Annotated in this window: 28 protein-coding genes; 5 read left to right on the forward strand and 23 right to left on the reverse strand. The window is 70.3% G+C overall.

What is annotated here, in order from left to right; genetic code table 11:
- Nucleotides 1-117: 117 nt before the first annotated feature.
- The gene (locus tag ACR68M_RS09730) at nt 118-1,563 is read right to left on the reverse strand and encodes a gamma-aminobutyraldehyde dehydrogenase (RefSeq protein ID WP_441250045.1); all 1,446 of its coding nucleotides are present in this window, start codon (nt 1,561-1,563) and stop codon (nt 118-120) included.
- Between the two features lie 262 nt (nt 1,564-1,825).
- Between ACR68M_RS09730 and ACR68M_RS09735 the strand changes: the two genes are divergently transcribed.
- From ACR68M_RS09735 to ACR68M_RS09750, 4 genes are all read left to right on the forward strand, one after another.
- Nucleotides 1,826-2,299 carry an Lrp/AsnC family transcriptional regulator gene (locus ACR68M_RS09735; protein ID WP_441250046.1) on the forward strand — a complete coding sequence of 158 codons (474 nt, stop codon included), beginning with the start codon at nt 1,826-1,828 and terminating at the stop codon, nt 2,297-2,299.
- Nucleotides 2,296-3,690, forward strand: a complete 1,395-nt coding sequence (locus tag ACR68M_RS09740; protein WP_441250047.1) for an aspartate aminotransferase family protein — start codon at nt 2,296-2,298, stop codon at nt 3,688-3,690. Before ACR68M_RS09735 ends, ACR68M_RS09740 begins: the two co-directional genes overlap by 4 nt.
- A 219-nt stretch (nt 3,691-3,909) precedes the next feature.
- The gene (locus ACR68M_RS09745; protein ID WP_441250048.1) at nt 3,910-4,638 is read left to right on the forward strand and encodes an ABC transporter ATP-binding protein; all 729 of its coding nucleotides are present in this window, start codon (nt 3,910-3,912) and stop codon (nt 4,636-4,638) included.
- An 11-nt stretch (nt 4,639-4,649) separates the two neighbouring features.
- Nucleotides 4,650-5,798: a hypothetical protein gene (locus ACR68M_RS09750; RefSeq protein ID WP_441250049.1), complete on the forward strand. Its 1,149-nt coding sequence runs from the start codon at nt 4,650-4,652 to the stop codon at nt 5,796-5,798.
- A gap of 3 nt (nt 5,799-5,801) precedes the next feature.
- On the opposite strand, the gene rlmN is transcribed toward ACR68M_RS09750, so the two are convergent.
- The 6 genes from rlmN to rpsB all read right to left on the reverse strand — a co-directional run bounded on the left by rlmN (nt 5,802) and on the right by rpsB (nt 11,803).
- Nucleotides 5,802-6,902, reverse strand: a complete 1,101-nt coding sequence (gene rlmN / locus ACR68M_RS09755; protein WP_441250050.1) for a 23S rRNA (adenine(2503)-C(2))-methyltransferase RlmN — start codon at nt 6,900-6,902, stop codon at nt 5,802-5,804.
- Nucleotides 6,903-7,029: 127 nt separating this feature from the next.
- Nucleotides 7,030-8,190 carry a phosphatidate cytidylyltransferase gene (locus ACR68M_RS09760; RefSeq protein ID WP_441250051.1) on the reverse strand — a complete coding sequence of 387 codons (1,161 nt, stop codon included), beginning with the start codon at nt 8,188-8,190 and terminating at the stop codon, nt 7,030-7,032.
- Nucleotides 8,190-8,711: a ribosome recycling factor gene (frr, locus tag ACR68M_RS09765; RefSeq protein ID WP_441251564.1), complete on the reverse strand. Its 522-nt coding sequence runs from the start codon at nt 8,709-8,711 to the stop codon at nt 8,190-8,192. Before frr ends, ACR68M_RS09760 begins: the two co-directional genes overlap by 1 nt.
- A 162-nt stretch (nt 8,712-8,873) precedes the next feature.
- Nucleotides 8,874-9,629 carry a UMP kinase gene (gene pyrH, locus ACR68M_RS09770; protein ID WP_441250052.1) on the reverse strand — a complete coding sequence of 252 codons (756 nt, stop codon included), beginning with the start codon at nt 9,627-9,629 and terminating at the stop codon, nt 8,874-8,876.
- A gap of 288 nt (nt 9,630-9,917) precedes the next feature.
- Nucleotides 9,918-10,757 (reverse strand): translation elongation factor Ts, encoded by an 840-nt coding sequence (tsf, locus tag ACR68M_RS09775; protein ID WP_441250053.1) that lies wholly within the window; start codon nt 10,755-10,757, stop codon nt 9,918-9,920.
- Nucleotides 10,758-10,888: 131 nt separating this feature from the next.
- Nucleotides 10,889-11,803, reverse strand: coding sequence for a 30S ribosomal protein S2 (rpsB, locus tag ACR68M_RS09780; protein WP_441250054.1), 915 nt, complete (start codon nt 11,801-11,803; stop codon nt 10,889-10,891).
- Between the two features lie 492 nt (nt 11,804-12,295).
- On the opposite strand from rpsB, the gene ACR68M_RS09785 reads away from it, so the two are divergent.
- On the forward strand, nt 12,296-13,063 hold the full coding sequence (locus ACR68M_RS09785) for a peptidoglycan DD-metalloendopeptidase family protein (RefSeq protein WP_441250055.1): 768 nt from the start codon (nt 12,296-12,298) through the stop codon (nt 13,061-13,063).
- Here the strand turns inward: ACR68M_RS09785 and whiG are convergent.
- The 16 genes from whiG to ACR68M_RS09865 all read right to left on the reverse strand — a co-directional run bounded on the left by whiG (nt 13,002) and on the right by ACR68M_RS09865 (nt 26,807).
- A complete protein-coding gene (gene whiG, locus ACR68M_RS09790) occupies nt 13,002-13,772 on the reverse strand; it encodes an RNA polymerase sigma factor WhiG (protein WP_441251565.1) in 771 nt (256 codons plus the stop codon). The two genes, ACR68M_RS09785 and whiG, sit on opposite strands and share 62 nt — an antisense overlap.
- Nucleotides 13,773-14,298: 526 nt before the next feature.
- Nucleotides 14,299-15,489, reverse strand: a complete 1,191-nt coding sequence (gene dprA / locus ACR68M_RS09795) for a DNA-processing protein DprA (protein WP_441250056.1) — start codon at nt 15,487-15,489, stop codon at nt 14,299-14,301.
- Between the two features lie 123 nt (nt 15,490-15,612).
- Complete coding sequence (locus ACR68M_RS09800) at nt 15,613-17,325, reverse strand: YifB family Mg chelatase-like AAA ATPase (protein WP_441250057.1); 1,713 nt, start codon at nt 17,323-17,325, stop codon at nt 15,613-15,615.
- 1 nt (nt 17,326) lies between these two features.
- On the reverse strand, nt 17,327-17,827 hold the full coding sequence (locus ACR68M_RS09805; RefSeq protein ID WP_441250058.1) for a YraN family protein: 501 nt from the start codon (nt 17,825-17,827) through the stop codon (nt 17,327-17,329).
- 153 nt (nt 17,828-17,980) lie between these two features.
- Complete coding sequence (locus ACR68M_RS09810) at nt 17,981-18,307, reverse strand: DUF2469 domain-containing protein (RefSeq protein WP_057232326.1); 327 nt, start codon at nt 18,305-18,307, stop codon at nt 17,981-17,983.
- A gap of 44 nt (nt 18,308-18,351) precedes the next feature.
- On the reverse strand, nt 18,352-18,837 hold the full coding sequence (locus tag ACR68M_RS09815) for an NUDIX domain-containing protein (RefSeq protein WP_441250059.1): 486 nt from the start codon (nt 18,835-18,837) through the stop codon (nt 18,352-18,354).
- 139 nt (nt 18,838-18,976) lie between these two features.
- Nucleotides 18,977-19,735 (reverse strand): signal peptidase I, encoded by a 759-nt coding sequence (gene lepB, locus ACR68M_RS09820; RefSeq protein WP_441250060.1) that lies wholly within the window; start codon nt 19,733-19,735, stop codon nt 18,977-18,979.
- A gap of 178 nt (nt 19,736-19,913) precedes the next feature.
- Nucleotides 19,914-20,909 carry a signal peptidase I gene (lepB, locus tag ACR68M_RS09825; protein WP_441250061.1) on the reverse strand — a complete coding sequence of 332 codons (996 nt, stop codon included), beginning with the start codon at nt 20,907-20,909 and terminating at the stop codon, nt 19,914-19,916.
- A gap of 230 nt (nt 20,910-21,139) precedes the next feature.
- Nucleotides 21,140-21,979, reverse strand: coding sequence for a signal peptidase I (lepB, locus tag ACR68M_RS09830; RefSeq protein ID WP_441251566.1), 840 nt, complete (start codon nt 21,977-21,979; stop codon nt 21,140-21,142).
- A 262-nt stretch (nt 21,980-22,241) separates the two neighbouring features.
- Entirely contained in the window at nt 22,242-23,108 is an 867-nt protein-coding gene (gene lepB / locus ACR68M_RS09835; protein WP_441250062.1) for a signal peptidase I, read from the reverse strand.
- A 77-nt stretch (nt 23,109-23,185) separates the two neighbouring features.
- Nucleotides 23,186-23,536: a 50S ribosomal protein L19 gene (gene rplS / locus ACR68M_RS09840; RefSeq protein WP_063347674.1), complete on the reverse strand. Its 351-nt coding sequence runs from the start codon at nt 23,534-23,536 to the stop codon at nt 23,186-23,188.
- A gap of 153 nt (nt 23,537-23,689) precedes the next feature.
- Entirely contained in the window at nt 23,690-24,508 is an 819-nt protein-coding gene (gene trmD, locus ACR68M_RS09845) for a tRNA (guanosine(37)-N1)-methyltransferase TrmD (RefSeq protein ID WP_441251567.1), read from the reverse strand.
- Nucleotides 24,509-24,513: 5 nt separating this feature from the next.
- Entirely contained in the window at nt 24,514-25,095 is a 582-nt protein-coding gene (gene rimM, locus ACR68M_RS09850) for a ribosome maturation factor RimM (protein WP_441250063.1), read from the reverse strand.
- A 135-nt stretch (nt 25,096-25,230) separates the two neighbouring features.
- Entirely contained in the window at nt 25,231-25,470 is a 240-nt protein-coding gene (locus tag ACR68M_RS09855; protein ID WP_030306741.1) for an RNA-binding protein, read from the reverse strand.
- A 2-nt stretch (nt 25,471-25,472) separates the two neighbouring features.
- A complete protein-coding gene (rpsP, locus tag ACR68M_RS09860; protein ID WP_441250064.1) occupies nt 25,473-25,898 on the reverse strand; it encodes a 30S ribosomal protein S16 in 426 nt (141 codons plus the stop codon).
- 330 nt (nt 25,899-26,228) lie between these two features.
- Nucleotides 26,229-26,807: a hypothetical protein gene (locus ACR68M_RS09865; RefSeq protein ID WP_441250065.1), complete on the reverse strand. Its 579-nt coding sequence runs from the start codon at nt 26,805-26,807 to the stop codon at nt 26,229-26,231.
- Between the last annotated feature and the right edge of the window lie 80 nt (nt 26,808-26,887).

Here is a 26,887-nt window from a genome sequence, read left to right on the forward strand (position 1 = left end):
AGTATGGAACACCCCGCCCGACGTGCAGTTGCATCTTGTCAGGTGGTCCGCGGCGGACCCGACAGCCTGACAGGCCGAAGGGCCCGGCGCGCCTGCGCCGGGCCCTCCTGCGACAGGCTAGAGCGCAGTCATGACGTGCTTCACCCGGGTGTAGTCCTCGAAGCCGTACGAGGAGAGGTCCTTGCCGTAGCCGGACTTCTTGAAGCCACCGTGCGGCATCTCGGCGACCAGCGGGATGTGCGTGTTGATCCAGACGCAGCCGAAGTCGAGGCGGCGGGACATCCGCATCGCGCGGGCGTGGTCCTTCGTCCAGACCGAGGAGGCCAGGGCGAACTCGACACCGTTGGCGTACTCGACGGCCTGGTCCTCGCCGGAGAACTTCTGCACGGTGATGACCGGGCCGAAGACCTCGTTCTGGATGATCTCGTCGTCCTGGTTGAGGCCGGAGACGACGGTCGGGGCGTAGAAGTAGCCGATCTCGCCGACCCGGTGGCCACCGGCCTCGACCTTGGCGTGCGAAGGCAGGCGGTCGATGAAGCCGGCCACCTGCTTGAGCTGGTTGGCGTTGTTCAGCGGGCCGTAGAGGACGTCCTCGTCGTCGATGCCGCCGGTCTTGGTGTCGGCCGCGGCCTTGGCGAGCGCGGTGACGAAGTCGTCGTGGATCGACTCGTGCACCAGCACGCGGGTGGCGGCGGTGCAGTCCTGGCCGGCGTTGAAGAAGCCGGCCACCGAGATGCCCTCGACAGCCTCGGCGATGTCGGCGTCCTCGAAGACCACGACGGGGGCCTTGCCACCGAGCTCCAGGTGGACGCGCTTGACGTCCTTGGAGGCCGACTCGGCGACCTGGATGCCGGCCCGGACCGAGCCGGTGATGGAGGCCATCGCCGGGGTCGGGTGCTCGACCATCAGCTTGCCGGTCTCGCGGTCACCACAGATCACGTTGAAGACGCCGGCGGGCAGCTCCAGGTCCTTCAGGATGCCGCCGATGATCTCGGCGAGCAGCACGGTGGAGGCCGGGGTGGTGTCCGAGGGCTTGAGGACGACGGCGTTGCCCGCGGCGATCGCCGGGGCGAACTTCCAGACGGCCATCATCATCGGGTAGTTCCACGGCGCGACCTGGGCGCAGACGCCGACCGGCTCGCGACGGACGATCGAGGTCATCCCGTCCATGTACTCACCGGCGGCCTTGCCCTCCAGCAGGCGGGCGGCGCCGGCGAAGAAGCGGATCTGGTCCACCATCGGGCCGATCTCCTCGGAGAGGGTCAGCCCGCGCGGCTTGCCGGTGTTGCGGCACTCCGCGTCGACGATCTCGTCGGCACGCGCCTCGACCGCGTCGGCGATCTTCAGCAGCAGCTTCTGCCGGGTGCTCGGCGTGGAGTCGCGCCAGACCGGGAAGGCTTCGGCGGCCGAGGCCATCGCCGCGTCCACATCGGCGGCACCGGACAGCGGCGAGGTCGCGTACACCTGGCCCGTGGTCGGGTCGATGACGTCCAGCGTGCGGCCGTCGGCCGCGTCGACGAACTCACCGTTGATGTAGTTGCGCAGCGTACGAAGCTCGCTCACGGGCTCTCTCCTCGGTCTGGGCCTGCCACGTTGCAGAACCGGCGCCAGGGTACCGGGCGCCAAGTGGCCGGGCTCCGGAAGCCGCGGTCCACTGGTGGGGTGCACGCCAGCGTGCACCCCCGGACAGGGTACCTCGAAGCCTGCCGGTATCGACAGGACGCAGTCGGGAAGACGACGTAATCCGTATGCAATTTTCAAAACGACGACGAAATCAGCAGCAGAGCGGCTTGCATGCGCGTGAACGATCAGGCACAGTGGCGTCGTGGCCAACCGAGACCGGAACGCCAGCGTTCCCCTTGATGCCGCCTCCAAGGCGATCATCGAGCAGCTCCAGGAGGACGGGCGTCGCCCGTACGCCGCCATCGGCAAGGCCGTCGGCCTGTCCGAGGCGGCCGTGCGGCAGCGGGTCCAGAAGCTGCTCGACCAAGGCGTGATGCAGATCGTCGCCGTCACCGATCCCCTCACCGTCGGGTTCACCCGACAGGCGATGGTCGGAATCCGTGTCGAGGGCGACGTCGAGCTCGTCGCGGACGCACTGGCCGACTTCGACGAAGTCGACTACGTCGTCTGCACCGCAGGGTCGTTCGACCTGCTGGCCGAGCTGGTCTGCGAGGACGACGAGCACCTGCTCGAAATGATCAACAAGCGCATCCGCGCCCTTCCCGGCGTGCGGAGCACCGAGAGCTTCGTTTACCTGAAGCTCCGGAAACAGACCTACACCTGGGGCACCCGATGACAGCCGACCCGGCGCAGAAGGACCTTTCCAAGACCGCCTACGACCACCTGTGGATGCACTTCACCCGCATGTCGTCGTACGAGAACTCCCCCGTGCCGACGATCGTCAAGGGCGAGGGCACCTACGTCTGGGACGACAAGGGCAAGAAGTACCTTGACGGGCTCGCCGGCCTGTTCGTCGTCCAGGCCGGCCACGGCCGCGAGGAGCTCGCCGAGGCCGCCGCCAAGCAGGCCAAGGAGCTCGCCTTCTTCCCGGTGTGGAGCTACGCCCACCCGAAGGCGATCGAGCTGGCCGAGCGCCTGGCGAACTACGCCCCGGGCGACCTGAACAAGGTCTTCTTCTCCACCGGTGGCGGCGAGGCCGTCGAGACCGCCTGGAAGCTGGCCAAGCAGTACTTCAAGCTGGTCGGCAAGCCGACCAAGTACAAGGTCATCTCGCGTGCGGTCGCCTACCACGGCACCCCGCAGGGCGCCCTCTCGATCACCGGCCTGCCGGGCCTGAAGGCCCCGTTCGAGCCGCTGGTGCCGGGCACGCACAAGGCCCCGAACACCAACATCTACCGCGCCCCGGCCTACCTCGCGGGCCCCGACGGCACCGTCGACCCCGAGGCGTACGGCCGCTGGTGCGCGGACGAGATCGAGCAGGCCATCCTGTTCGAGGGCGCCGACACCGTCGCCGCCGTGTTCGTCGAGCCGGTGCAGAACGCCGGTGGCTGCTTCCCGCCGCCGCCCGGGTACTTCCAGCGCCTGCGCGAGATCTGCGACCGCCACGACGTGCTGCTCGTGTCGGACGAGGTCATCTGCGCCTTCGGCCGTCTGGGCACCATGTTCGGCGCCGACAAGTTCGGCTACCAGCCCGACATGATCACCTGCGCCAAGGGCATGACCTCGGGGTACTCCCCGATCGGCGCGACGATCATCTCGGACCGCCTGGCGGAGCCGTTCTACAAGGGTGACAACACCTTCCTGCACGGCTACACCTTCGGTGGCCACCCGGTCTCCTCCGCGGTGGCGCTGGCCAACCTCGACATCTTCGAGCGCGAGGGCCTGAACCAGCACGTCCTGGACAACGAGGCGAACTTCCTCGGCACCCTGAACAAGCTGCGCGACCTCCCGATCGTCGGCGACGTCCGCGGCAACGGGTACTTCTACGGCATCGAGCTCGTGAAGGACAAGGTCACCAAGGAGTCGTTCAACGACGACGAGGTCGAGCGCGTGCTCTACGGCTTCCTGTCGAAGGCGCTCTTCGACAACGGCCTGTACTGCCGCGCCGACGACCGTGGCGACCCGGTCATCCAGCTGGCCCCGCCGCTGATCTCCGACCAGTCGACCTTCGACGAGATCGAGCAGATCCTGCGGGTCAGCCTGACCGACGCCTGGGCCAAGATCTGATCACCTGATCTTTCCGTCCCACCCTCCGCCGAAGGGCGGCCCCACTCCCCCGGGGCCGCCCTTCGGTGCTTTTCTTGGCACTTTCGGCTTTTTCTCGATCAACACGCCGGGTTCGGGACACTTTGCCCCTGGATGGGTCAGTGTGCCGCAACCACGACGTGACTCCATCGTTCTAATCTGACGACTGTCATATCCCCGCAGCCCCCTGGATGGATCCTCATGTCCGCGGCCCCGCCTGACAACGACGTGTTGTGGGCCCGAGGGATCGTCAAGTCCCACCACGGCACCCCCGCCCTGCGCGGCGTCTCGATCGGCATCCGGGACGGCGAGGTGCTCGCCATCACCGGGCCCCGCGGCTCCGGGAAGAGCACCCTGCTCGGCTGCCTCTCCGCCCTGCTGCCCGTCGACGAGGGCGAGGTCTGGTTCAACAGCGCCCCCGTGCACACCCTCGGCCGGGCCGGACGTGAGCGGCTGCGCCGCGACCGCTTCGGCTTCGTCGGCTCCGAGCCGCAGCTCGTACCGGAACTGACCGCCCGCGAGAACGTCGCCCTCCCGCTGCTGCTCGCCGGCGCCGGGCACAAGGCCGCGTACGCCGCCGCCGCCGAATGGCTGGAGCGCCTCGACGTCGCCGACTGCGCCGCCAAGCGGCCCGCCGAGCTGATCCAGAGTCAGCGCCAGCGGATCGCCGTCGCCCGCGCGCTCGCCCCGCTGCCGCCCGTGGTCTTCGCCGACGACCCGACCGCGCCGCTGCACCGCGAGGCCCAGGACCAGGTGCTGCGGATACTCGCCAGCGCCGCCCGCTCGCACCAGCTCACCCTGGTGCTCGCGACCCACGACCCGGAGCTCGCCCGCTACGCCGACCGCACGGTCGCGCTGGTCGACGGCCGCCTGGCCGCCCCCGTGACCCCCGTGCTGCGCGGCGCCTCCGCCGTCTCCGCCGGGCGCTGAAAGGAGCCGACGTGCTCTACCTCCGCCTGGCCCGGGGCTACCGGATCGCCGACCTCGGCCGCTGGCTGCTCACCGCGACCGCCGCCGCCCTCGTCGCCGCCTTCCTGCTGCGGGCCCTCGGCCGTGCCCTCAGCGAGCCGGCCGACGGCTCGCTCGTCCGGCTCCTCTGGTGCCTGCCCCCGCTCGCCGCCGTCGCCTGGTTCGCCGCCGTCGCCGCCCGCGCCGTACCCGCCGGGCGCCCCGACCGGATCACCGGGTTGACCGCCGCCGGAGCCGGACCGACCAGGATCAGGGCGCTGATCGCCGGCGAGATCGCCCTCGCCTGCGCCCTCGGCAGCGCCCTGACGCTGCTGCTCTTCCTCGTCCTGCGCAACAACATCGCCGGGCCCTCGCTCGCCCCCGAGCTCGGCATGGGCGTCCCGCTGCCCGCCGCCGCCCCCGTCACCCTGCTCACCCTGGTGCCGCTGGTCGCCGGTGTCTCCGCCGCACTGGCCGTCCCCGCCGCCGAACACCTCCCCGGCCGCCCGGCCCAGCCCGCCCAGGCCGCCTTCGGCCCGCTCCGGCTCGCCCTGCCGCCCGGCCTGCTGCTCGTCGGCGTCGCCCTGGAGCTGTACGGGCTGCGCCCCGGTGCCGACCAGGACGGCCGCCCGATCCGACTGCCCGCCGGGCTCGGCACCACCAGCGCCGCCGCGAGCACCGGCTGGGCGCTGGCCGCACTCGGCCTCGCCCTGTTCACCGCACCGCTGCTCGCCTGGGCCGGGCGCCTGCTCGCCCTCGGCCGCCCGGCGCCCCTGCGACTCCTCGCCGGGCGCGGCCTCACCGCCGAGGCCGCCCCACTGGGCACGCCGCTGGCCGTCCTCGCGCTGAGCCTCGCCACGCTGCTGACCACCGCGCGCTACTGGGTCGACAAGCCCGGCACCGCATCGACCCTGCCCGCCGTCGAGGGCGTCCTCGTCCTCACCTGCGTGGTCGGCGCCGTCCTCGTCCGCGTCAACGAGATCCGCAACGCCCGCCGAGGCGTGGCCGCAGCCTTCTTCCAGCTCGGGGCGGCCCCCCGTCTGCTCTTCGGCGCCGCCCTCCTCCGGACGGCGGCCGCCGGCACGGTGCTCCTGCTCACCGGCGGCCTGACGGCCGCCCTGGCAGCGGGCGCCCTGCGCTAGGGCTCAGCCCGCTGCTGCCAGCTGGCCGCAGGCGCCGTCGATCTCCTGCCCACGGGTGTCCCGGACGGTCGTCGGCACGCCGTGCGCCTGGAGGCGGCGGACGAACTCACGCTCGTCCTCCGGGCGGGAGGCCGTCCACTTCGAGCCCGGGGTCGGGTTCAGCGGGATCAGGTTGACGTGCACCCGGTGGTTCTTGATCAGACGGCCGAGCAGGTCCGCCCGCCACGCCTGGTCGTTGATGTCCTTGATCAGCGCGTACTCGATGGAGATCCGGCGGCCGGACTTCTCCGCGTAGTTCCACGCCGCGTCCAGCACCTCGGCGACCTTCCACCGGGTGTTGACCGGCACCAGCTCGTCCCGCAGCTCGTCGTCGGGCGCGTGCAGCGAGAGCGCCAGCCGTACGCTCAGCTCCTCGTCCGCGAGGCGGTTCATCGCCGGGACGAGACCGACGGTGGAGACGGTGATGCCGCGCTGCGACATGCCGAAGCCGTCCGGCGCCGGGTCGGTCAGGCGGCGGATCGCGGCGAGCACGCGGTTGAAGTTGGCGAGCGGCTCGCCCATGCCCATGAAGACGACGTTGGAGAGCCGGGTCTCGCCGCCGGGGATCTCCCCGGAGCGGAGCGCCCGCATGCCCGCACCGATCTGCTCGACGATCTCGGCGGTGGAGAGGTTGCGCGTCAGCCCGGCCTGGCCGGTCGCGCAGAACGGGCAGTTCATGCCGCAGCCGGCCTGCGAGCTGATGCACATCGTGACGCGGTCCGGGTAGCGCATCAGGACGGACTCGACCAGCGTGCCGTCGAAGAGCTTCCAGAGCGTCTTACGGGTGGTGTCGTCGTCGCAGGAGACGTGCCGGACGACCGACATCAGCTCGGGCAGCAGCGCCTCGGTCAGCTTGTCGCGGCTCGCGGCAGGGATGTCCGTCCAGCTCGCCGGGTCGTTCGACATCCGGCCGAAGTAGTGGTTGGACAGCTGCTTCGCGCGGAACGGCTGCTCGCCCAGCTCGGCGACGGCCTCCTTGCGCTGGGCAGGGCTGAGGTCGGCAAGGTGTCGCGGGGGCTTGGCGCCACGCGGCGCGACAAAGGTCAGTTCTCCGGGCTTAGGCATGGTTCGTCCAGTGTCGCAGATGGCAGGAGCCCCGAACGGCGTCCGTCCGGGGCCCCAGGAGATGTCCGGGTTCAGCTGCCGAGCTTCAGCCGCTGAGGTTCAGCTGCCGGGACCCAGCCGCCGGGGTTCAGCTGCCGACGAAGGCCGCGAGCAGCAGCCAGACCACCGGGGCGGTCGGCAGCAGTGAGTCCAGCCGGTCCATGATGCCGCCGTGGCCCGGCAGCAGCGTCCCCATGTCCTTGATACCGAGGTCACGCTTGATCATCGACTCGGCCAGGTCGCCCAGGGTCGCCGTGACGGCCGCGCAGCCACCCAGGATCAGGCCCTGCCACCAGGTGCCGTCGTCGATCACGTACTGCATGATCAGCGCGCCGGCCAGCATCGACAGCCCGATGCCGCCGGCCAGGCCCTCACGGGTCTTGCCGGGGCTGATCGTCGGCGCCAGCTTGTTCTTGCCGAACTTGTACCCCACGGCGTACGCGCCGGTGTCACTGCAGACCGTGACGATCAGGAAGAGCACGATCCGCCAGGGGCCGTCGTCGGCCGCCAGCATCAGGGCGACGAACGTCGCGAGGAAGGGGACGTAGAAGGCCGTGAAGATGCCTGCCGTTATGTCGCGCAGGTAGTTCTCCGGCGGCTCGCTCATCCGCCAGACCATCACCGCGAGGCCGGTCAGGGCCAGCGCCGCGGCGGCCCACTGGGCACCTCCCCAGTAGCCGGCCGCGAGCATGGCGACGCTGCCGACGGCCAGCGGCACGAGCGGGGCCTTGATCCCCTTACGCTCCGTCAGGCGGCTGGTCAGCTCCCAGACCCCGACCACGACGGCGGCGGCGACCACCGCCAGGAAGAGCACCTTCACCACGAACAGCGAGGCTACGATCACTGCCCCGAGGCCGACACCGACCCCTATCGCGGCCTGCAGATTGCGGCCACCGCGCTGCTTGCGGGGCTGCTGGTCGGGCTGGGCCACGGGTGTCTCCTGCCCTGAGGCGGACGGCGGTGCGGTGCGCCGTTCGTCGGTGTGCTGTTCGTCGGTGCGGTCTTCGTCGGTGCGGTGTTCGTGCGGGTCTCGCTGGTCCGGCGAGGTCTCCTGGACAGAGGGCATGATCTGAGTCTGTGCCGTGGAGGCCCCTCGGTACACCGGCGGCCGCTGCGCGTGACCCGTTTGGTGCCTGGTCTCCAGGCGTGCGGGGCCACCCGCAGCGGCGAACGCCGGGGCAGGAGCGGGAGTCGTGCCGAGGTGCGATGCGGGGCCCCCGAGGCCAGGGGCGTCAGGGGCGTCGTTCATCAGACCTCGAGCAGCTCGGCTTCCTTGTGCTTGAGCAGCTCGTCGACGACCGCGACGAACTTCGTGGTGAGGTCGTCGAGCTCCTTCTCGGCGCGGCGGCCGTCGTCCTCGCCGACCTCCTTGTCCTTCACCAGCTTGTCGAAGCCGTCCTTGGCCTTACGACGGATGGCGCGGATCGAGATCTTGGAGTCCTCGCCCTTGTTGCGGGCCTGCTTGATGTACTCACGACGGCGCTCCTCGGTCAGCGCCGGGAGCACCACCCGGATGATGCTGCCGTCGTTGGACGGGTTGACACCGAGGTCGGAGTCGCGGATCGCCTGCTCGATGTTGCGCAGCGCGCTCTTGTCGAACGGCGCGACGATCGCCATCCGGGGCTCCGGCACGGAGAAGGAGGCGAGCTGGTTGATCGGGGTGATCGCGCCGTAGTAGTCCGCGACGATCTTGGCGAACATCGCCGGGTGCGCACGGCCGGTACGGATCGCTGCGAAGTCGTCCTTCGCGACGGCGATGGCCTTCTCCATCTTCTCCTCGGCCTCGAGGAGAATCTCTTCGATCGCTTCGCTCACTGTCTGCTCCCTGTCCGGTTCATCTGCTGTGGTGCCGTTCCGGTGCCCGGGACGGCGGAATTGCTGCGGCCGAGCGGCGGACGAGACACGCTCGACCGCCGTACGGCTGACGGCGGCTCAGGCCCGCGCGGAATCCTGGCTGATGAGTGTGCCGATCTTCTCACTCTTCACCGCACGGGCGATATTGCCCTCGGCGAGCAGCTCGAAGACCAGGATCGGCAGGCTGTTGTCCTTGCACAGCGTGATCGCCGTGAGGTCGGCCACCTTGAGGTCGCGCGAGATCACCTCGGTGTAGTCGAGCGCGTCGAACTTCACCGCCCCGGGGTTGGTCCGCGGGTCCGAGTCGTACACCCCGTCGACGCCGTTCTTGCCCATCAGCAGCACCTCGGCGTGGATCTCCAGGGCGCGCTGCACGGCGGTGGTGTCGGTGGAGAAGTACGGCATGCCCATACCCGCGCCGAAGATGACCACGCGGCCCTTCTCCAGGTGCCGGACGGCCCGCAGCGGCAGGTACGGCTCGGCGACCTGGCCCATCGTGATGGCGGTCTGGACCCGGGTCTCGATGCCTTCCTTGATCAGGAAGTCCTGGAGCGCCAGGCAGTTCATCACGGTGCCGAGCATGCCCATGTAGTCGGAGCGGGCCCGGTCCATGCCGCGCACCTGGAGCTCGGCGCCACGGAAGAAGTTCCCGCCCCCGATCACCACGGCGACCTCGGTGCCCTCGCGCACGACGGTGGCGATCTCCCGGGCGATCTTGTGCACGACGTCCGGGTCGACGCCAAGCCCGCCGCCACCGGCGAATGCCTCACCGGACAGCTTGAGCAGAACGCGGCGGCGCGTTCCCTCCTGCGCGGTCTCCTGCGTCTCCTGCATGGACTTCTCCTTCTCCACCTACTGGTTCACAGACCGGGCGCCGACCGGGGATGCCGGGCCTCGGACCTGCGCGTACACGCGAGGAGGCCACTGCCGCGGGAACCGGTAACGGTGTCCTGCACGGCAATGGCCTCCTCGTCGTTCATGGTGCCGACGTAGCCCGCCCTTTGACCTCAGGTGCGCTGGATGAGCCCGACGGCGCGTTCCCGGCCGCCCTCGGCGGGCGGCCCGGCATTCCTACCTTAGGCGGGATTTCTCCCGGGGGCGGGAAGCGCGGTGGAACGTGGTTCAGGCACCGACGCGGAAGCGGGCGAAGCGCTTGAGGGCGACGCCGTTCTCCTCGAGGACCTTGGCGACGGTCTTCTTGCTGTCCTTCGCGAAGGCCTGCTCCAGAACGGAGTTCTCCTTGACGAAGCCGGTGACGCGACCCTCGACGATCTTCGGCAGGGCAGCCTCGGGCTTGCCCTCCTCGCGAGCGGTGGCCTCGGCGACGCGACGCTCGTTCTCGATGTCCTCGGCCGGGATGTCCTCGCGGGAGAGGTACTTCGGCGCGAAGGCGGCGATGTGCTGCGCGACGTCCTTCGCGACGACGGCGTTCTCCTTGTCGAGCTCGACCAGGACGCCGATGGCCGGGGGGAGGTCCGGGTCGGTCTTGTGCATGTAGACCGCGACGAAGCCGTCACCGTCGAACTGGGCGAAGCGACGGAAGACGATCTTCTCGCCCAGGGTCGCGTTGGCCTCGTCCACGAACTGCTGGACGGTCTTGCCGGCCTCGATCTCGGAAGCCAGCGCGGCGTCCAGGTCGGCCGGGGAGGTGGCAGCGACGTGCGCGGCGATCGCGTCGGCGACCTCGACGAACTTGCCACCCTTGGCGACGAAGTCGGTCTCGCAGTTCAGCTCGACCAGGACGCCGGCCTTGGCACCCTCGGCGATGAGCGCGGAGACGGCGCCGTTGGAGGCGTCACGGCCCTCGCGCTTGGCAACGCCCTTCTGGCCCTTGATACGAAGCAGCTCGACGGCCTTCTGGACGTCGCCCTCGGCCTCGTCGAGCGCCTTCTTGCAGTCCATCATGCCGGCGCCGGTGAGCTCACGGAGCTTCTTGACGTCCGCGGCGGTGAAGTTCGCCATGGTGTGAATCTCTTCTCGCGTCTCGCGTGTCTGCGTGGGGTTGTGCGGCAGGGCTGCTGGTTCAGCCCCGGCACGGGAGAGAGGGGCACCTACCGGTGTCGTACCGGCGGGTGCCCCTCACCCTTGGTACGTCAGGCCTGCTCGGCCTCGGCGGCCGGAGCCTCGACAGCGGCCTCGACCTCGGCGGCGGGAGCCTCGACGGCAACCTCGGCCTCGGCGGCGGGAGCCTCAGCGGCAACCTCAGCCTCGGCGGCGGGGGCCTCGGCGGCCGGCTGGCCCTCGAGGATGTCCTTCTCCCAGTCGGCCAGCGGCTGGTCGGCGCCCGGCTCGGCCTTGGCGTCGCCCTTGGCGACACCGGCACGGGCCTTCAGGCCCTCGGCGACAGCGTCGGCGATCACGCGGGTCAGCAGCGTGACGGAGCGGATGGCGTCGTCGTTGCCCGGGATCTTGTAGTCGACCTCGTCGGGGTCACAGTTGGTGTCGAGGATCGCGACGACCGGGATGTTGAGCTTGCGGGCCTCGCCGACAGCGATGTGCTCCTTCTTGGTGTCGACGATCCAGACAGCGCTGGGAACGCGCTGCATGTCACGGATACCGCCAAGGGTCTTCTCGAGCTTGGTGTGCTCGCGCTCCAGAACCAGGAGCTCCTTCTTGGTGAGGCCAGAGCCGGCCACATCCGTGAAGTCGATCTCGCCGAGCTCCTTCATCCGCTGAAGGCGCTTGTAGACGGTCTGGAAGTTGGTCAGCATGCCGCCGAGCCAGCGCTGGTTCACGTAGGGCATGCCCACGCGGGTGGCCTGCTCTGCGATGGCCTCCTGGGCCTGCTTCTTCGTGCCGACGAAGAGGACGCTGCCGCCGTGGGCAACCGTCTCCTTGACGAACTCGAAGGCGCGGTCGATGTAGTTCAGCGACTGCAGGAGGTCGATGATGTAGATGCCGTTGCGCTCCGTGAAGATGAAGCGCTTCATCTTCGGGTTCCAACGACGGGTCTGGTGACCGAAGTGGACGCCGCTCTCAAGCAGCTCCCGCATCGTGACGACGGCCATAGCCGTGCTCCTCAGGTATTGCGCCTGGCTGCTGCCGAGTGAACGGCGCTGCCAGGTCGGGCTCGGTTTGTCCGTGGCAGTCGGGACGACCGCCACGCCTGACGCCCCGATCGTGCCGAGCCTCCGGCCCGGGTGACCCAGGGGCCACGACGGGCTCGGCGGACCGAGCGGCACTCGCACCGGACGGGCCGTCCAGGGCCGTTGCGGGCCTTGGCTTTCCACCGGTGGCGGGGCGTGCGAAGTCGACCCGGCGGACCGGGTCGCGTGTGAAGTGTACGGGAAGCCCCGAGGAGCGAGCGACTTCGGCTCTCGGGGCAGGGCGGAGGGGTAGGGCGGGGGCTGGGGGCCGGTGCGCTTGGTCGCGTGTACGGAGGTGCCGGAGCCTTCGCGTTCACGCTTGTGAGGGATGCGGGTTGTCCACAGGTGGCAGTTGTCCACAGGTTCGCGGGGGTGGGTGGTGGGAGCGGGTGCGGACGAGGACGCTCGTCGGTCATGACGACCTGCTCTGGGATCACCGCCTGTTCCGGTATCACTGCTCCGCCACCAGCTCCGGACCGACGCCGGCAGGCGCTGCTGCTCGCGATACTGACGGTGCTCCTGCTCCTCGGGGCGCCCCAGCCGTTCGCGCGCGCCTCCTGGCTGGACGGCAGTCCGGTCGCTGCGCCGGTACGCACGGCGGCCGATGGTGGCCCGGGGCACGGTCGGAGTTGGCCGGTGGGCGGGCCGGACGGGGTGCTGCGCCGCTTCGAAGCCCCACCGGCGCGGTGGGCTGCGGGCCACCGGGGAGCCGACCTGGCAGCGACGGCCGGGGACACCGTGCGGGCCGCCGCGCCCGGCATCGTGTCCTTCTCGGGAGTGGTGGCCGGTCGGCCGGTGGTGACGGTGACGCACCCCGGCTCCGGCGATCCGCCACTGCGGACGACGTACCTCCCGGTCGAGGGCACGCTCCCGGTGGGCACTGCGGTGGCCGCCGGGGAAGCGATCGGCACGGTCGCGGTCGGCTCAGGGCACTGCGCGGACGGGTGCCTGCACTGGGGGCTGCTGCGCGGCCACCGCTATCTCGACCCGTTGGCGCTGCTGGGCTCCGGGCAGGCTCGGCTGCTCCCGCTCCACGGCAGCACGGCCAGCACGGCCAGCACGGGCAGCACGGGCAGCACGGGCAGCGAGGCCAGGGCCAGGGCCAGGGCCAGGGCCGGAGTCAGCGGATGTCGGACAGCTTCGCTCTCAGCTGGAGCACCGACTTGGTGTGGATCTGGCTGACCCTGCTCTCGGTGACGCCCAGCACCTGCCCGATCTCCGCGAGCGTGAGGCCCTCGTAGTAGTAAAGGGTCACCACGGTCTTCTCCCGCTCGGGCAGGGTGTTGACGGCGGTGGCCAGCAGGCGGCGGAGCTCCCGGTCCTCAGCGATCACGACCGGGTTGTCGGCTGCGATGTCCTCCAGGGTGTCCATCAGGCTCAACCGGTCGCCGCCCTCCCCCACCGGGTGCAGCAGCTCGTCGAGGGCCACCACGTTCGCGAGCGAGAGCTGACTGAAGATGGCGTGCAGGTCCTCGATCGCGATCCCCATCTCGGCCGCGACCTCCGGCTCGTGCGGGGTCCGGCGCAGCCGGGCCTCCAGCGTGGCGTAGGTGCGCTCGACCGCCTTTGCCTTCTGCCTGACGGAGCGTGGGATCCAGTCCAACGCACGCAGCTCGTCGATGATCGCGCCGCGAATCCTGCTGATGGCGTACGTCTCGAACTTGATCGCCCGGTCGATGTCGAACTTCTCGATCGCGTCGATCAGCCCGAAGATCCCCGAGGAGACGAAGTCCGCCTGTTCGACGTTGGCGGGCAGGCCCACCCCCACCCGCCCAGCCACGTACTTGACCAGCGGCGAGTAGTGCAGGATCAGCTGCTCGCGGAGCCTGGCGTCCGCGGTCTGCTTGTACGAGCGCCAGAGCGCGTCGAGGGCGGTCCGGTCGGCGCTCACCCGGCCGGCAGCGGCAGGGGCCGGGGCGGCAGGAGCTGCTGTGGAGGCTGGGGCAGCGGTGTCCGGGGCGATGGGGGCAGTAGTGGAGGCGGCGGTGTCACCGGGGGCGGTGGTCGGGGCGGGGGCGGTGGTCGGGGCGGGAGCGGGGGTCGCGCTGCCCGGCTCGCGCCTGGCAGCGGGCGGGCGCACTCCGAGTGCCGCGGGGGCGTCGTCCGTCACTCCCGGGGCAGCCCGGCCGGATTGCCGGGTGAGGCCCATCGCCCGTGGCGTCTTCGGCTGGAGCTCGGCGGCGGGTCGCGCCTCCGCTCCTGGCCCTCCCGAGGACCGGACGCCACCGGTCACCCTGTGTCCGGGAATGTGTGTGGGCATACGTTGGTCTGCGCCGTTCTGCCGAGTCATGTGCTGATAGGAAGCCTATGCGAGCGTAGCGTGACCGAGTCGCTGCAATGCGCTACCGCCACTCGGTCGTCCCCCGATCCGGTGGCGTCCGTTACACGACCCGCCGCATGCGCCATCACCGGCACGGTCACGCCCTCAGCACAGCCCGCCAGTGCGCACCGCACCGCTCGACGAACCCGAGCGACCCCAATTCGTAGAGCCGCTGCAGGACTTCGTCCGACGACAGGCCCGACTGCCGGGCCAGCCGCTCGACCGGTGCGCCCTCGGCGCTTGCCGGTACGGCCTCCAGGACCCGGGCCACGGCGGGCTCCAGAAGATCTCGAGGGAGCACCGGACCGGAGTGTCGCGGCGCCAGGTCGTCCCCGATCGCCCCGATCAGCTCGCCGATCTCGGCAGCGTCGGTCACCAGCGTCGCCGCACCACTGCGGATCAGCGCGTGCACCCCGGCGGAGAGCTCGGACGTCACCGGGCCGGCCACGCCCATGGTGTGCCGGTTCAGATCGCGCGCCCGCCGTGCTGTGCTGAGTGCGCCGCTGCGCAGCGCCGCCTCGACGACGACGGTGCCCCGGGTGAGCGCGGCGATGACGCGGTTCCGCAAGACGAACCGGAAGCGGTTGGGGTGCTCCCCGGGTGGCAGTTCGCTGACCAGTAGGCCCTGCTCGGCGATCCGGGCGATCAGCTCGGAGTTGCCGGGTGGGTAGCCGACGTCCACCCCGCAGGCGAGCACCCCGATGGTGAGGCCGCCCACCGCGAGCGCTCCTCGGTGCGCCGCCGCGTCGATCCCGTAGGCGGCCCCTGACACCACCACCCAACCGCGCTCCGCCAGCTGCGCAGTCAGCTCACCCGCGACGTGGGCGCCGTAGGAGGTGCAGGCTCTGGCCCCGACGACCGCCACCGACCGGAGGGCGAGCAGTCGCAGCGAACCGGTGCCTCGGACCCAGAGCCCGATCGGTCTGCCGTCGCCGAGATCGTCCAGTTGGGACGGCCACTCCTTGTCCCCCGGAATGATGAACCGTCCACCTCTCAGACGTACCCGTTCCAGGTCACCGTCGGGGTCGAGCAGGGGCAGACGGGCCTGATAGCCGGCGATCCTGGTCGAGTCGAGATCGAGGAAGCCCGGGACCGTCCTGCCCCGGATCGCCTCGATCAGAGTGGTGGCGTTCACCTTGGTCAGCCACCGGCCGATCGCCGCGTCCCCTGGCTCGGTCAGCCTGCAGAGAGCGGCCCTGGCACGCCGTTCCGGCTCCGGGGCCGCCGCCGGGCCGGGTGTGGCGTCGTCGGGGCCGACGTACTTGGGCGTGATCCGGGTGCGATTCACCTGCGCCTCCATGAGGTGACAGTGACAGCGGGTCGGTGCACGACAGTGCATTTCAGAGCGGATCAGGCCTGGTCACGGCGGACCTACTAGGCATCGCCTCCAGAGCCTCAGGGCGCTCAGGGTTCAGGGCTCAGCACCGAGGTCGGAGTCCGGGTCCGGGCCCGCGTCCAGGCCCGCATTCAGGCCCGCATTCAGGCCCGGGGTCGGGATCGGGTCGGTGAGGCGGCGGAAATTCGCGCTGTTGGCGGGAGAGCCGCGTCGGATTCCGGTACGGAGAGTCAGGGCGGTCCGTACGTCGAGGCGGCTGGGCTGGTCGCGACCGGCCAGGTCGGCGACCGTCCAGGCGACGCGGAGCACCCGGTCGAGGCCTCGGGCCGTCAGCAGGCCGCGTTCGAGATCGCGTTCGGCGTCGTCCAGTGCGCCTGCGGCGAGCCGCCAGCGGGTGCGGAGGGAGTGGCCGGGGACCTCCGCGTTGGTCCGCCAGGGGGTCTCCGCGAAGCGCGCGGCGGACCGCTCCCGAGCTGCGAGCACCCGGCTGGCGACCGTCTCGGTGGTCTCGGTCGCCCCGACCGCCCCGAGCAGCTCGGCCCGCGTCACCGGCGCCACCTCGACCTGGAGATCGACACGGTCCAGCAGCGGCCCCGACAGGCGGCTCTGGTAGCGGTTGACCATGGTCGGTGTGCACTCACAGCCCCCGCCGCGCCTGGAGTGGCGTCCACAAGGGCAGGGGTTGGCGGCCAGGCAGAGCTGGAACCGCGCGGGCAACCGGACGGACCCGGCCGAGCGGGCGATCATCACCTCGCCCGATTCGAGCGGCTGCCGCAGCGCGTCCAGGACCCGGACCGAGAACTCGGGCGCCTCGTCGAGGAACAGCACGCCTCGGTGTGCCAGCGACACCGCGCCGGGCCTCGGCTGCCCGCTGCCGCCTCCGACGATGGCGGGCATGGTGGCCGAGTGGTGTGGAGCGTAGTACGGCGGGCTGTCGATCAAGGGGCGGTCTGCGGGGAGCAGCCCGGCGACCGAGTGGACGGCCGTGACCTCCAGGGCTTCGGCCTGGGTCAGCGGTGGCAGCAGTGCCGGGAGGCGTTCGGCGAGCATGGTCTTCCCTGCCCCCGGCGGGCCCTTGAGGTAGAGGTGGTGACCGCCGGCGGCGGCGATTTCCAGTGCGCACCGGGCTTCCTCCTGGCCCACGACGTCGGAAAGGTCCACCAGGGCGGACTTCTGGGCCGAGCGGGCGCGCATCCCGACACCCGGCAGGAGCAGACCGGCCAGGGCAGGGTCGGGGCGCCCGACCGTCGGGACGGGCAGCTCGTCCGGCACGGGCGCTCCGCTGAGCAGTGCGATCAGTTGGCGCAGGCTCCGGACGCCGACGACGGTGATCCCGGGGACGAGTGACGCCTCGGCTGCGGTCTGCTCGGCCACCACCACCTGTTGGTACCCGGCCTCGGCGGCGGCGAGAACGGAAGGCAGCACGCCCCGCACCGGGCGGACCCGGCCGTCCAACCCCAGCTCACCGATGATGAGCAGGTCGGCGATGGAGCGCGGATCGAGGCGCTCCGCTGCGGCCAGCACCGCACAGGCGACGGCCAGGTCGAAGCCGCTGCCGCTCTTCGGCACGGAGGCCGGGCTTAGGCCGACCGTCAGCTTCCGCTGCGGCCAGCTCTCTCCGCTGTTGACCACTGCGGCGCGGACTCGGTCGCGCGCCTCGGAGAGGGACTTGTCGGGGAGGCCGACGAGGGCGAAGGCGGCGATACCGGGTTCGAGATCCGCCTGGACCTCGACGACGACTCCGTCCACACCGATCAGGGCCACCGAACACGTGCGGGCGAAGGCCATCTCAGACCACCCCCCGCAGGTGCTCGACCAGGGCCGGGCCCTTGAGCCGGTTGACGACCGCGACGAGGTCGATCCGCACCCCGCCGGGCGGCACCGGCCACTCGGTGCGAGGTTCGGCCGTGGCTTCGGCTTCGGTGGCGGCGCCTGTGGCGGGGTCGTCCGGGCCGGGCGTGCCCGGCTCTCCGCCGCCGGCGCGGACCATGTCGGCGAACCGCTCGAAGTGGGTGGGCCAGCGTTCGCCGAGCCAACGCTCGGCAAGGCGTCGCAGGCGGGCTGCCTTGGCCTGGTCGATGCCCTCGCTGGGTTGCTGGAATCCGCGCTCGGAGCGGGTTTTCACTTCACAGACTGCGAGCGTTTCGCCTTCCAGCGCGACAATGTCGAGCTCTCCCTCGACACAGCGCCAGTTGCGCTCGAGGATCTGCAGCCCTTCTGCGGCGAGCCGACGTGCGGCAACCTCTTCGCCATAGCGGCCCAGGCCGTTGTTGGAACTCTGCACGGTCATCACCTCCGTGCCAGGAGGCTGCCGCATCGGCCAAGAGCCGACCAGAGAGTTATGAATTCCTGTGGACAACTACAGGGTGTGGATAACCCAGGTCACCCACAAGAGTGAGAATCGGGCATATCTCTGGACATTACGCCGAGCATCGGATCACTGTCAGTTGCCGAAGGACGCATCGTCCGAGGGCAGCTCCAAATCGCTCTTGGCGAGTTCCTCGATATTCACGTCCTTGAACGTCAACACCCGCACCTTGCGGACAAACCGGGCAGGCCGGTACATGTCCCACACCCAGGCATCCGCCATCGACACCTCGAAGAAGACTTCCCCCTGCACCGAGTGCACCTGCAGCTCGTAGTCGTTCGTGAGATAGAAGCGTCGTTCGGTCTCGATCACGTATTTGAACAGGCCGACGACGTCCCGGTACTCCCGGTAGAGCTTGAGCTCCATCTCGGTCTCGTACTTCTCGAGGTCTTCGGCACTCATTCAGGCGTCCCCTCAACTCGTCACGTCCACCCCATTGTGGACCACTACACCCGTCCGGAGAGCCTTACCGGCCGGACTGGCGGGCCGTCCGCCAACAGACGCTCCAGGAAGCCCGCCAGACCGATCGGGTACACCGTCTCCCCGGTGGCCCGCAATTGGACCACAGTCCACCACTTCGCGGTCAGCAATCGTGCGTGTTCCTCGGCGACACCTCCGGAGAGGTCGAGCCCGGTCTCCCGGGTGCGGGCCAGGTGGAACGACTGCTCCTGCTCGTACCGCTGCCCCAGGAAGGAGAAGGTCACCGTGTCGTACGCCACCACCGGCCCCAGCTCCACGTCCCGCAGGCCGGTCTCCTCGGCCAGCTCCCGCCGCGCAGCTTCGCGGGTGCCCTCCCCCGGCTCGAGCCCGCCGCCGGGCGTGATCCACCAGGTGACCCCCGGCACGGCCGGGTCCGTCCCCCTCAGCAGCAGCACCCGGTCCTCCCCGTCGAGGAGCAGGACACGCGCCGCCCGGCGCCGCTCGACCCTCACCGGACCCTCCACCGCACCCACCTCCGGACGTGTTCGGTCCCGTCTGTGCCCGCCCCGAACGTCGCGGCTGCCCCCGACACCCCCGACGCCCTCGGCGCTCCGGACACCCCGGACCCCCCGGACGGTCGCAGCGGCCTGCTCAGGCTGCCCGGCGCCGGGCCAGTCGCCGACCCAAGGACACGACGCCGCCGACGGCAGAGGCAAGCAGGATCAGCCCCGCCCCGCCGAGCATCGCGTACGCAGCAGGCTCCAGCAGGCCAGGACGGGACGCCACCGGACCGCCCAGACCGTCGAACGCCACCGTACGCCGCTGGACGGACACCCGGTCGAACGGCCAGACCGTGCCCTCGACCCGTGCGGTCACCTCGGTGGCCGGGATGCTCCCGGCGGCGACGTCGAGGTGGCTGCGGGAGTCCAGCGACACCGCCCGGTCGTCACCCAGGACGAAGAGACGCCCCTCCGGGACGTGCACGCTGAAGCCCAACGACACACTGCCCCAGCCCGCGCTACTGAGGTACGGCTCCTCGATCGGTGCACCGTTGACAGTCAGCTTCCGCTGGGTGTCGTCGAACGCGACGGTGTCGCCGCCGACGCCGATGACGCGCTTGACCATGGTCTCGCCGCCCCAGAACTGGTCACGGAAGATCACGATGTCGCCCCGGCCGGCCGAGCTGCCCGCCACCGAGCGTGCCAGCACCGTGTCACCGGGGTTCACCGTGGGGCTCATGGAGTTCGTCGGGATCTGGTACGGCCGGTACTCCGCCGCGATCACACCGAAGCCGCCCGTCATCATGACGAAGCCGAGACCGATCGCCACCCCCTGGAGCAGGCCCGCCCTGCTCCGGCGGGTGCCGGCCACGGACTCCACCGGGGGAGCCTGCTCCGCGACGCTACTCATAGCCACCATCCGTTCCTGGTCCACCCGCGACGTGCACGGGTGCGCTGCGGCCAGGCCGGGAAGGCCGACGGGCCGTGGCACGTGCGAGCAGATTACTCGCCAGTACCACGGCCCGCGCAAGACCTGTCAACCGAACCGAGACCCGGGATTGGCGCCGGACCTCGGCAGCGCCGTCACATCAACGGCGGTAGCGCCGGAGCCACCACACGGACGGCACCGCGAGCGCCGCCCCGGCGACCGGCGGGGCGAAGGGCAGCGCTGCAGCAGCCAGGCCCTTCTGGTCGAAGGTGTCGGGCACCGGCAGCGTCGCCCAGTTGCTGATCGGCCACGCCACCACGAACGCACGACCGATCACGTGGTCGGTCGGCACGGTGCCGCCACCCGGCTGGTCCTGGTGGAAGCGGGAGTCCAGGGAGTCGTCCCGGTGATCACCCATGACCCAGATCCGGTCCTTGGGCACCTTGATCGGGCCGAAGGGCTTCTGCCCGCAGGGGGTGTTGCCGGGGAAGATGTACGGCTCGTTGAGCGCGACACCGTTGACCTTGAGCGGCCCCGTCCCCTGGCACTCGACGGTGTCGCCGCCGACACCGATGACGCGCTTGATCAGATCCTTCTCGTTGGCCGACGGCATCAGCCCGATGAAGCTGAGCACATCCTGAATCCCACGGACGAAGGCGTTGTTGTTCTGCTGCACAGGCTCGTCGTTCAGCCAGCCACCCGGGTCGTGGAACACCACGACCTCGCCACGGGACGGCTCCGCGCCGAACCAGGGCGTGAGCTTGTCGACCAGTACCCGGTCGCCGATCTGCAGCGTGTTCTGCATCGAGCCCGACGGAATGGAGAACGCCTGGACGAAGAAGGTCTTGATCACCAACGCCAGGATCAGCGCGATACCGATCAGGATCGGCAGTTCCTTCCAGAAGGAGCGCTGCTTCTGCTCCTGCTTGGACGGCCGTTCCGCCCCGTCGTCCGAGGTCTCGGCCGAGCCCTCGTCCGCCGGACCGCCAAGCTGCCCGGAGCCGCCTGAGCCGCCAGAACCGTCGGCCGCGTGCGCGCCCGAACCGTCATCGGCCGGGCCCGAAGGCTGTGCGGACTCGGTGGACCGGATCGTGCGGCCGCCGACGTCCTCGGGCTCAGGGGCCCCTGAGCGGGCGCCGATCACCAGATCCCCCACAACATCTCCTCCCTGCTGCGCGAACGCCCGTGCGTCCGCTGTCACCAGTGCCGCACAGCGGGCACCACGCTCTGTGGCCGACCGTCAACCCGCCTCAGGACTGCCCGGGATGGGCGTTCCTGACACCAGCGCAGCCTCCGGAGGCACCCGGACCGTACACCGGGGACTCCAGCACTTCTCTATCACTCCTGGCCAACCCTCCCGTGCTCCCACACGGCAGGCCGACCCGATCAACCCGCAGGCCGTGCACCCTCCCACGGGACCGACCTCGAGACCGGCCTGGGCCGGACAACGAACGGAATGACGCCCAACACACCCATAACGAGCGGGGGTTCCGACGGCATCGGGTTCACCCCCAACGAATCCGGGCCTGTTCCGGGGCCGCCCGCCCCGACCGCCACGGCGGCCCGGCCGCCTCGGGACGGACCAGCGGCCCGTACCGGAAGTGAGGAGAGTGAAGCAGGAACATCGAGTTGACGCATCCGCTGCACCGGCCAGGCGATCACGAAGGCCCTGCCGATCACATTACTCATCGGGATCGTTCCCTGACCCGGATTCGCCATGTGATAGCGGGAGTCGGCGGAGACATCGCGATGGTCGCCCATCACCCAGAGCCGACCTGCGGGCACCGTGACCTTGAACGGCTGCCGGGACGGCATGTTTCCCGCCGCGAGGTAAGGCTCGTCCAGCGCCGTGCCGTTGACGCTCAGGCGCCCCTGGTCGTCGCAGCACTCGACTGTGTCCCCCGGGACGCCGATGACCCGCTTGATCAGGTCCTGCTCGTTGTCCGAGGGCAGCAGCCCCACGTACGAGAAGACCTTCTTCGTCGCCTTCAGCACCGGCCCGTCGGAGGAGCCCCGGTGATCCGACTCCAGCCAACCACCCGGGTCCTTGAAGACCACCACGTCGCCACGGCTGGGCTCGTTCCCGAACCACGGCGTCAGCTTGTCGACCAGTACCCGGTCGCCGATCTGGATCGTCTGCTCCATCGACCCGGACGGAATGACGAACACCTGCAACAGAAAGGTCTTCAACACCACCGCGACCACCAGCGCGACCACCAGGATCATCGGCACCTCACGCACGAGCGACCGCCGTCGCCGCCGCTTCGCCCGGACCGCCGTCCGACGCCGGTCGGCCCGCCCGCGCGAAGGCACCAGACTCTCGGAGCCGGAACCGGAACCGGAACCAGAGCCGGAGCCACGGCCGGAGCCGGAGCCGGAGCCGGAAGCCGGGCCGAGGTCGACGCCCTCGGAGTCGGCCACACGTGTCCAACCAGCCGTGCCCGCTGCGTCCCCGACCTGTCCGGTGAGCGGTTCGCCGGAGCGGGCCCTACCCCTGCTTCCCATGACCACCCGTCCCCCCGGCAGTGTCCAGCGCGACGAGGGCGGCGGGCCGGTCCAGAGTGGTCCAGTGGCCGACCGGGAAGACCACCCAGTCGGCGCGCCCGATCACCTTGTTCTCCGGCACGAAGCCACCACCCGGCTCACCGAGGTGATCACGGGAGTCCCGGGAGTCGCTGCGGTGGTCGCCCATCACCCAGAGTTTGCCGCTCGGGACCACGACGTCGAAGGGCACTCCGGAGGGAGCGTCCCCCGGGCTGAGGTACGCGGACTCGTCGACCGGCACCCCGTTGACCCTGATCCGCCCGTCGCCGTCGCAGCAGGTCACCCTGTCCCCACCGACCCCGATCACCCGCTTCACGTACACCGAGTCGTCACCCCAGGCCAGCCCGAGCCTGGCGAGCAGCCGGCGCCCGGCACCCGGTTCGGCCGCGTAGGGCAGGAAGGAGCCGATCCCGTCGAACACCACCACGTCCCCACGCCGGACGTGTCCGCCGAAGTCGTACGCGAGCTGGTTCACCACGAGCCGGTCACCCGGGCCCAGGGTGTTCTGCATCGAACCGGACGGCACGGCGAACGGCCGCGCGACGAACGCGTTGACCAGCAGCAGCGTGAGCAGGCAGATCCCGAAGACCCTGAGGAGGCTGGATGACGTGAACAGACCGGACCTGACCGGGACGTCGGCCAGGGCATCGGCCGGAACGCCGGCCTGGACATCGGCCAGGGCGTCGGCCGGCCGGGGTATCGCGTCCGAGCCTGCGGGCTCCCCGGATACGACCGCGGACCGCGACGGCGAGTCCGCACCCGGGGGTGTGGAGCTGCCGTCGCGGTCCGCGAGTGGCTCGTGCGTGCTCATCGGGGCAGAGCTTATCCCTAAGGTGCTCCACCCGGTCCGAGCGGACTGAGCCCCCGGCCAGGCCGGGGGTCAGCGGATCAGCGGTCGCGCTTCTCCTTGATCTTCGCGGCCTTGCCACGAAGGTCACGCAGGTAGTACAGCTTGGCGCGGCGAACCGCACCACGGGTCACGACCTCGATCTTCTCGACGACCGGGGTGTGCACCGGGAAGGTGCGCTCCACGCCGACGTTGAAGCTGACCTTGCGGACGGTGAAGGTCTCGCCGACACCCGCGCCGTGGCGGCGGATGACAACGCCCTGGAAGACCTGGACACGAGAGCGGTTGCCTTCGATGACCCGGACGTGAACCTTCAGGGTGTCACCGGCGCGGAACGCCGGAATGTCGCTACGCAGCGAAGCCGCGTCGACAGCAGCGAGCTTGTTGCTCATGTTGCTCTCCATCGCAGACGCCACGGGCCGCCTACGGAAATTAGTCAGAATGGGGTTTGCTGCGGGCCGTACCGGCTGACGATGATCCCCCCGTGGCGGGGGCACCGGTCCACTGGCTCCTACGGGAGGAGCCCAACGGCAGACAACAGCGGCCTATTCTTCCACAGCATCGGCCGCGAGCCGAAATCGGCCGATCTTCTCGTCCCAGAGCAGCCCGAGGATGCTGAGCGCCTCGCGCTCCTTCTTGTCGAAGGAGCCGTTCTGCCAGCGCTCGACCAGATCGGGCCGGTTGGCCAGGGTGCGGGCGAACGCCTGCTCGCGGCGCCAGCGGGCGATCTTGCCGTGGTGACCGCTCAGCAGCACCTCCGGCACCTCGCGTCCGCGCCACTCGGCGGGCTTGGTGTAGACCGGGCCCTCCAGCAGGTCGGCCATGGCGCCGGGGGCGAAGGAGTCGTCCCGGTGCGATTCGGCGTTGCCGAGCACCCCGGGGAGCAGCCGGGCGATCGCCTCGACCATGACCAGGACGGCGACCTCGCCGCCCGCCAGCACGTAGTCACCGATGGACGCCTCGACGACCGGCATCCTGGTCGCCGCCTCCTCGATGACGCGGCGGTCGATGCCTTCGTACCGGGCCGGTGCGAAGGCGAGCCAGGGCTGGGCGGCGAGCTCCTGGGCGAGCTCCTGGGTGAACGGCCGCCCGCTCGGGGTCGGCACCACCAGGGTCGGCACCGTGCCCGCCGGGCCCTCGGCGAGGACGGCGTCCAGCGCCGCCCCCCACGGTTCGGGCTTCATGACCATGCCGGGGCCGCCCCCGTACGGGGTGTCGTCGACGGTGTGGTGCACGTCGGTCGTCCAGCTGCGGAGGTTGTGCAGGTGTACGTCGAGCTGACCCCGGGCGCGCGCCTTGCCGACCAGCGAGACGTTCAGCGGCTCAAGGTACTCGGGGAAGATCGTGACGACGTCGATCCGCATCTCGCTCACGCCTTGTCGCCCTCAGCACCCTCAGCAGCGTCCGCGTCCGCCTCGGAGCTGCCGACGACCTCCGCCTCCGACGGGTCGATCAGGCCGGGCGGCGGGTCGATGACGGCGCGCTGGTTCTCCAGGTCGATGGTGGGCACGATCCGCTCGACGAACGGCACCAGCACCTCGGTACCGTCCGGCCGCTTGACCAGCAGGAGGTCCTGGTACGGCAGGTGGATGACCTCGGCGAGTTCGCCGACGAGGGTGCCGTCGAGCATGACGACGTCGAGGCCGATCAGCTGGTGGTCGTAGTACTCGTCGGGGTCGTCCGGGGTCTCCTCCGGGTCGACCTCGGCGATCAGGATCGTCCCGCGCAGCGCCTCGGCGCCGTTGCGGTCCGCGACCCCGGCGAAGCGGAGCAGCAGGCGCCCGCTGTGGACCTTGCCGGATTCGACGGTCAGCGGGCCGGCCGACGCGGGGTCGGTGAGGACCACGGCACCGGGACCGAGCCGCAGCTCGGGCTCGTCGGTGCGGACCTCGACGCTGACGTCACCCTTGATGCCGTGGGCGCGGCCGATCTTGCCGACGACGAGCTGCACGCTGATCGCTCTCCTGAGGTTGCGCGGTGAACGGGAAGTCGAGAAATGCGGAAGTGAACGGAAAGCCGGGAAAACGAGAGAAGGCCGGTCGGGACGACAAGCGTCCCGACCGGCCCAAAGACTGACAGCTGTGCGTCAGCGAATGCTGTCCACGTCGACCAGGTCGACCCGGACGTTGCGACCGCCGAGGGCGCCGACGACGGTGCGCAGTGCGCGCGCCGTACGGCCGCCCCGGCCGATCACCTTGCCGAGGTCATCGGGGTGGACTCGCACCTCGATGGTGTTACCCCGACGCAGGTTGCGCGAGCGCACCTGCACCTCGTCGGGGTGCTCGACGATGCCCTTCACCAGATGGTCGAGGGCGTCCTCGATCACGATCAGGCCTCGGTGGTCTCGGCGTCAGCCTCGACCTTGTCCGACTTCTTGGCCTTCGGGGTGATGGCAACACCGGTGGTGCTGTCCTCGAAGCCGGCAACGGCCTTCGCGAAGAGGTGGCTGAAGTCGGTGACCTTGGGCTCGGCGACCTTGAGCGGCGCCGGGGCCGGGAGGCCCTTGAACTTCTGCCAGTCACCGGTCAGCTTGAGGATCGCGAGCACGGGCTCGGTCGGCTGGGCGCCGACGGACAGCCAGTACTGCGCGCGCTCGGTGTCGACCTCGATCTTCGAGGGGTCGTAGGTCGGCTGGTAGATGCCGATCTCCTCGATCGCGCGACCGTCACGCTTGGTGCGCGAGTCGGCGACGACGATGCGGTAGTGCGGGGCGCGAATCTTGCCGAGACGCTTGAGCTTGATCTTGACTGCCACGGGAGTGGATTCTCCTGGTGTTGACGTGGGTGAGCGGCCGCTGCACTCGCGTGGGGTTGCGAGGTCGGCCGTTCAAGGGACACGCCAGCCGTAGGAGAGAGGGGTCCTGCTCGGCTGCCGAGTACTCAGCTGTCCATTCTGCCATATCCGAGCCGGTCACCCCGACAGGGGTTCAGGATGACCGACCGGCTCGACCGAGGACGGTGCGCCCCCGGCGAGCCGAACCGCGGCGGATCCGCAGCGGATCCACGACGGCCCCACGACGTATCCGCGGCAGAGCCACGGACCGGAAGCCCCAACCCGACGAACACGGGCCGGGGCGGCTCCGGGTCAGGAGATCCGGAACGGCTGCTGACAGGCACCGCAGACGATCGACGCCTGCGCGAGCACCGACGGCACCACGCGGACGTTGCGACCACAGCCGCAGACCGCCTTGACCCGTACACCGCCACCCGAGGAGCCGTGTCGGGCGGCCGGCCCGCGGAAGGCCCGGTGCGCGCCCTCGCCGGCGACGGCGAGCTGGTGCGCGCCGAGCGCTCTGTCGAGGCGCTCGATGGTGGGTGCGTACCGCTCCTGCGTCTCCGTGAGCATGGTCACCTGGGAGAAGCCGCTGCTGGCGTGCGGCTCGATCGGGTGGGCCAGCCCGAGCTCGGTGGCGAGCAGCAGGAAGCGCCGGTTGTGGTAGCGCCCGGCCCGCGAGGTGTCGCGGATGTCGCGGGCGGCGGCCAGGCCGTGGGCGGCCTCGTGCAGCAGCCGCTCGAAGCCGAGCTGCGTGCCGCAGGCCGAGGAGGACTCTCCGATCAGCGCCTCGGGCGAGGCGAGGTCGGGGAGATCCTGATGATGGGCCTGGATGTCGCTCCAGGCCGCGGCCAGTTCGGCCGCGAGGACGAGGGGCTGTGTCGTGCTCACGCTATGCCAACGATGGAGTGAGAGCCGATGTTCCGCGAGTTCCGGTTCTCCGGGAATTCCCAGCGAACTCTCAGGAATGT

The organism is Kitasatospora sp. McL0602, from assembly GCF_052076145.1.
Lineage (GTDB): Bacteria > Actinomycetota > Actinomycetes > Streptomycetales > Streptomycetaceae > Kitasatospora.

Coding starts and splice junctions, on each gene's coding strand:
- rpsB (WP_441250054.1), bottom strand. CDS start 11,803: ATGGCCGTCGTCACGATGCGGGAGCTGCTTGAGAGCGGCGTCCACTTC.
- pyrH (WP_441250052.1), bottom strand. CDS start 9,629: ATGCAGGAGACGCAGGAGACCGCGCAGGAGGGAACGCGCCGCCGCGTT.
- trmD (WP_441251567.1), bottom strand. CDS start 24,508: ATGCGGATCGACGTCGTCACGATCTTCCCCGAGTACCTTGAGCCGCTG.
- lepB (WP_441250062.1), bottom strand. CDS start 23,108: ATGAGCACGCACGAGCCACTCGCGGACCGCGACGGCAGCTCCACACCC.
- rlmN (WP_441250050.1), bottom strand. CDS start 6,902: ATGCCTAAGCCCGGAGAACTGACCTTTGTCGCGCCGCGTGGCGCCAAG.
- ACR68M_RS09800 (WP_441250057.1), bottom strand. CDS start 17,325: ATGGCCTTCGCCCGCACGTGTTCGGTGGCCCTGATCGGTGTGGACGGA.
- ACR68M_RS09745 (WP_441250048.1), top strand. CDS start 3,910: ATGTCCGCGGCCCCGCCTGACAACGACGTGTTGTGGGCCCGAGGGATC.
- lepB (WP_441250060.1), bottom strand. CDS start 19,735: ATGAGTAGCGTCGCGGAGCAGGCTCCCCCGGTGGAGTCCGTGGCCGGC.
- ACR68M_RS09760 (WP_441250051.1), bottom strand. CDS start 8,190: ATGAACGACGCCCCTGACGCCCCTGGCCTCGGGGGCCCCGCATCGCAC.
- lepB (WP_441251566.1), bottom strand. CDS start 21,979: ATGATCCTGGTGGTCGCGCTGGTGGTCGCGGTGGTGTTGAAGACCTTT.
- tsf (WP_441250053.1), bottom strand. CDS start 10,757: ATGGCGAACTTCACCGCCGCGGACGTCAAGAAGCTCCGTGAGCTCACC.
- frr (WP_441251564.1), bottom strand. CDS start 8,711: ATGGAGAAGGCCATCGCCGTCGCGAAGGACGACTTCGCAGCGATCCGT.
- ACR68M_RS09785 (WP_441250055.1), top strand. CDS start 12,296: ATGACGACCTGCTCTGGGATCACCGCCTGTTCCGGTATCACTGCTCCG.
- rplS (WP_063347674.1), bottom strand. CDS start 23,536: ATGAGCAACAAGCTCGCTGCTGTCGACGCGGCTTCGCTGCGTAGCGAC.
- ACR68M_RS09805 (WP_441250058.1), bottom strand. CDS start 17,827: ATGACCGTGCAGAGTTCCAACAACGGCCTGGGCCGCTATGGCGAAGAG.
- ACR68M_RS09740 (WP_441250047.1), top strand. CDS start 2,296: ATGACAGCCGACCCGGCGCAGAAGGACCTTTCCAAGACCGCCTACGAC.
- ACR68M_RS09810 (WP_057232326.1), bottom strand. CDS start 18,307: ATGAGTGCCGAAGACCTCGAGAAGTACGAGACCGAGATGGAGCTCAAG.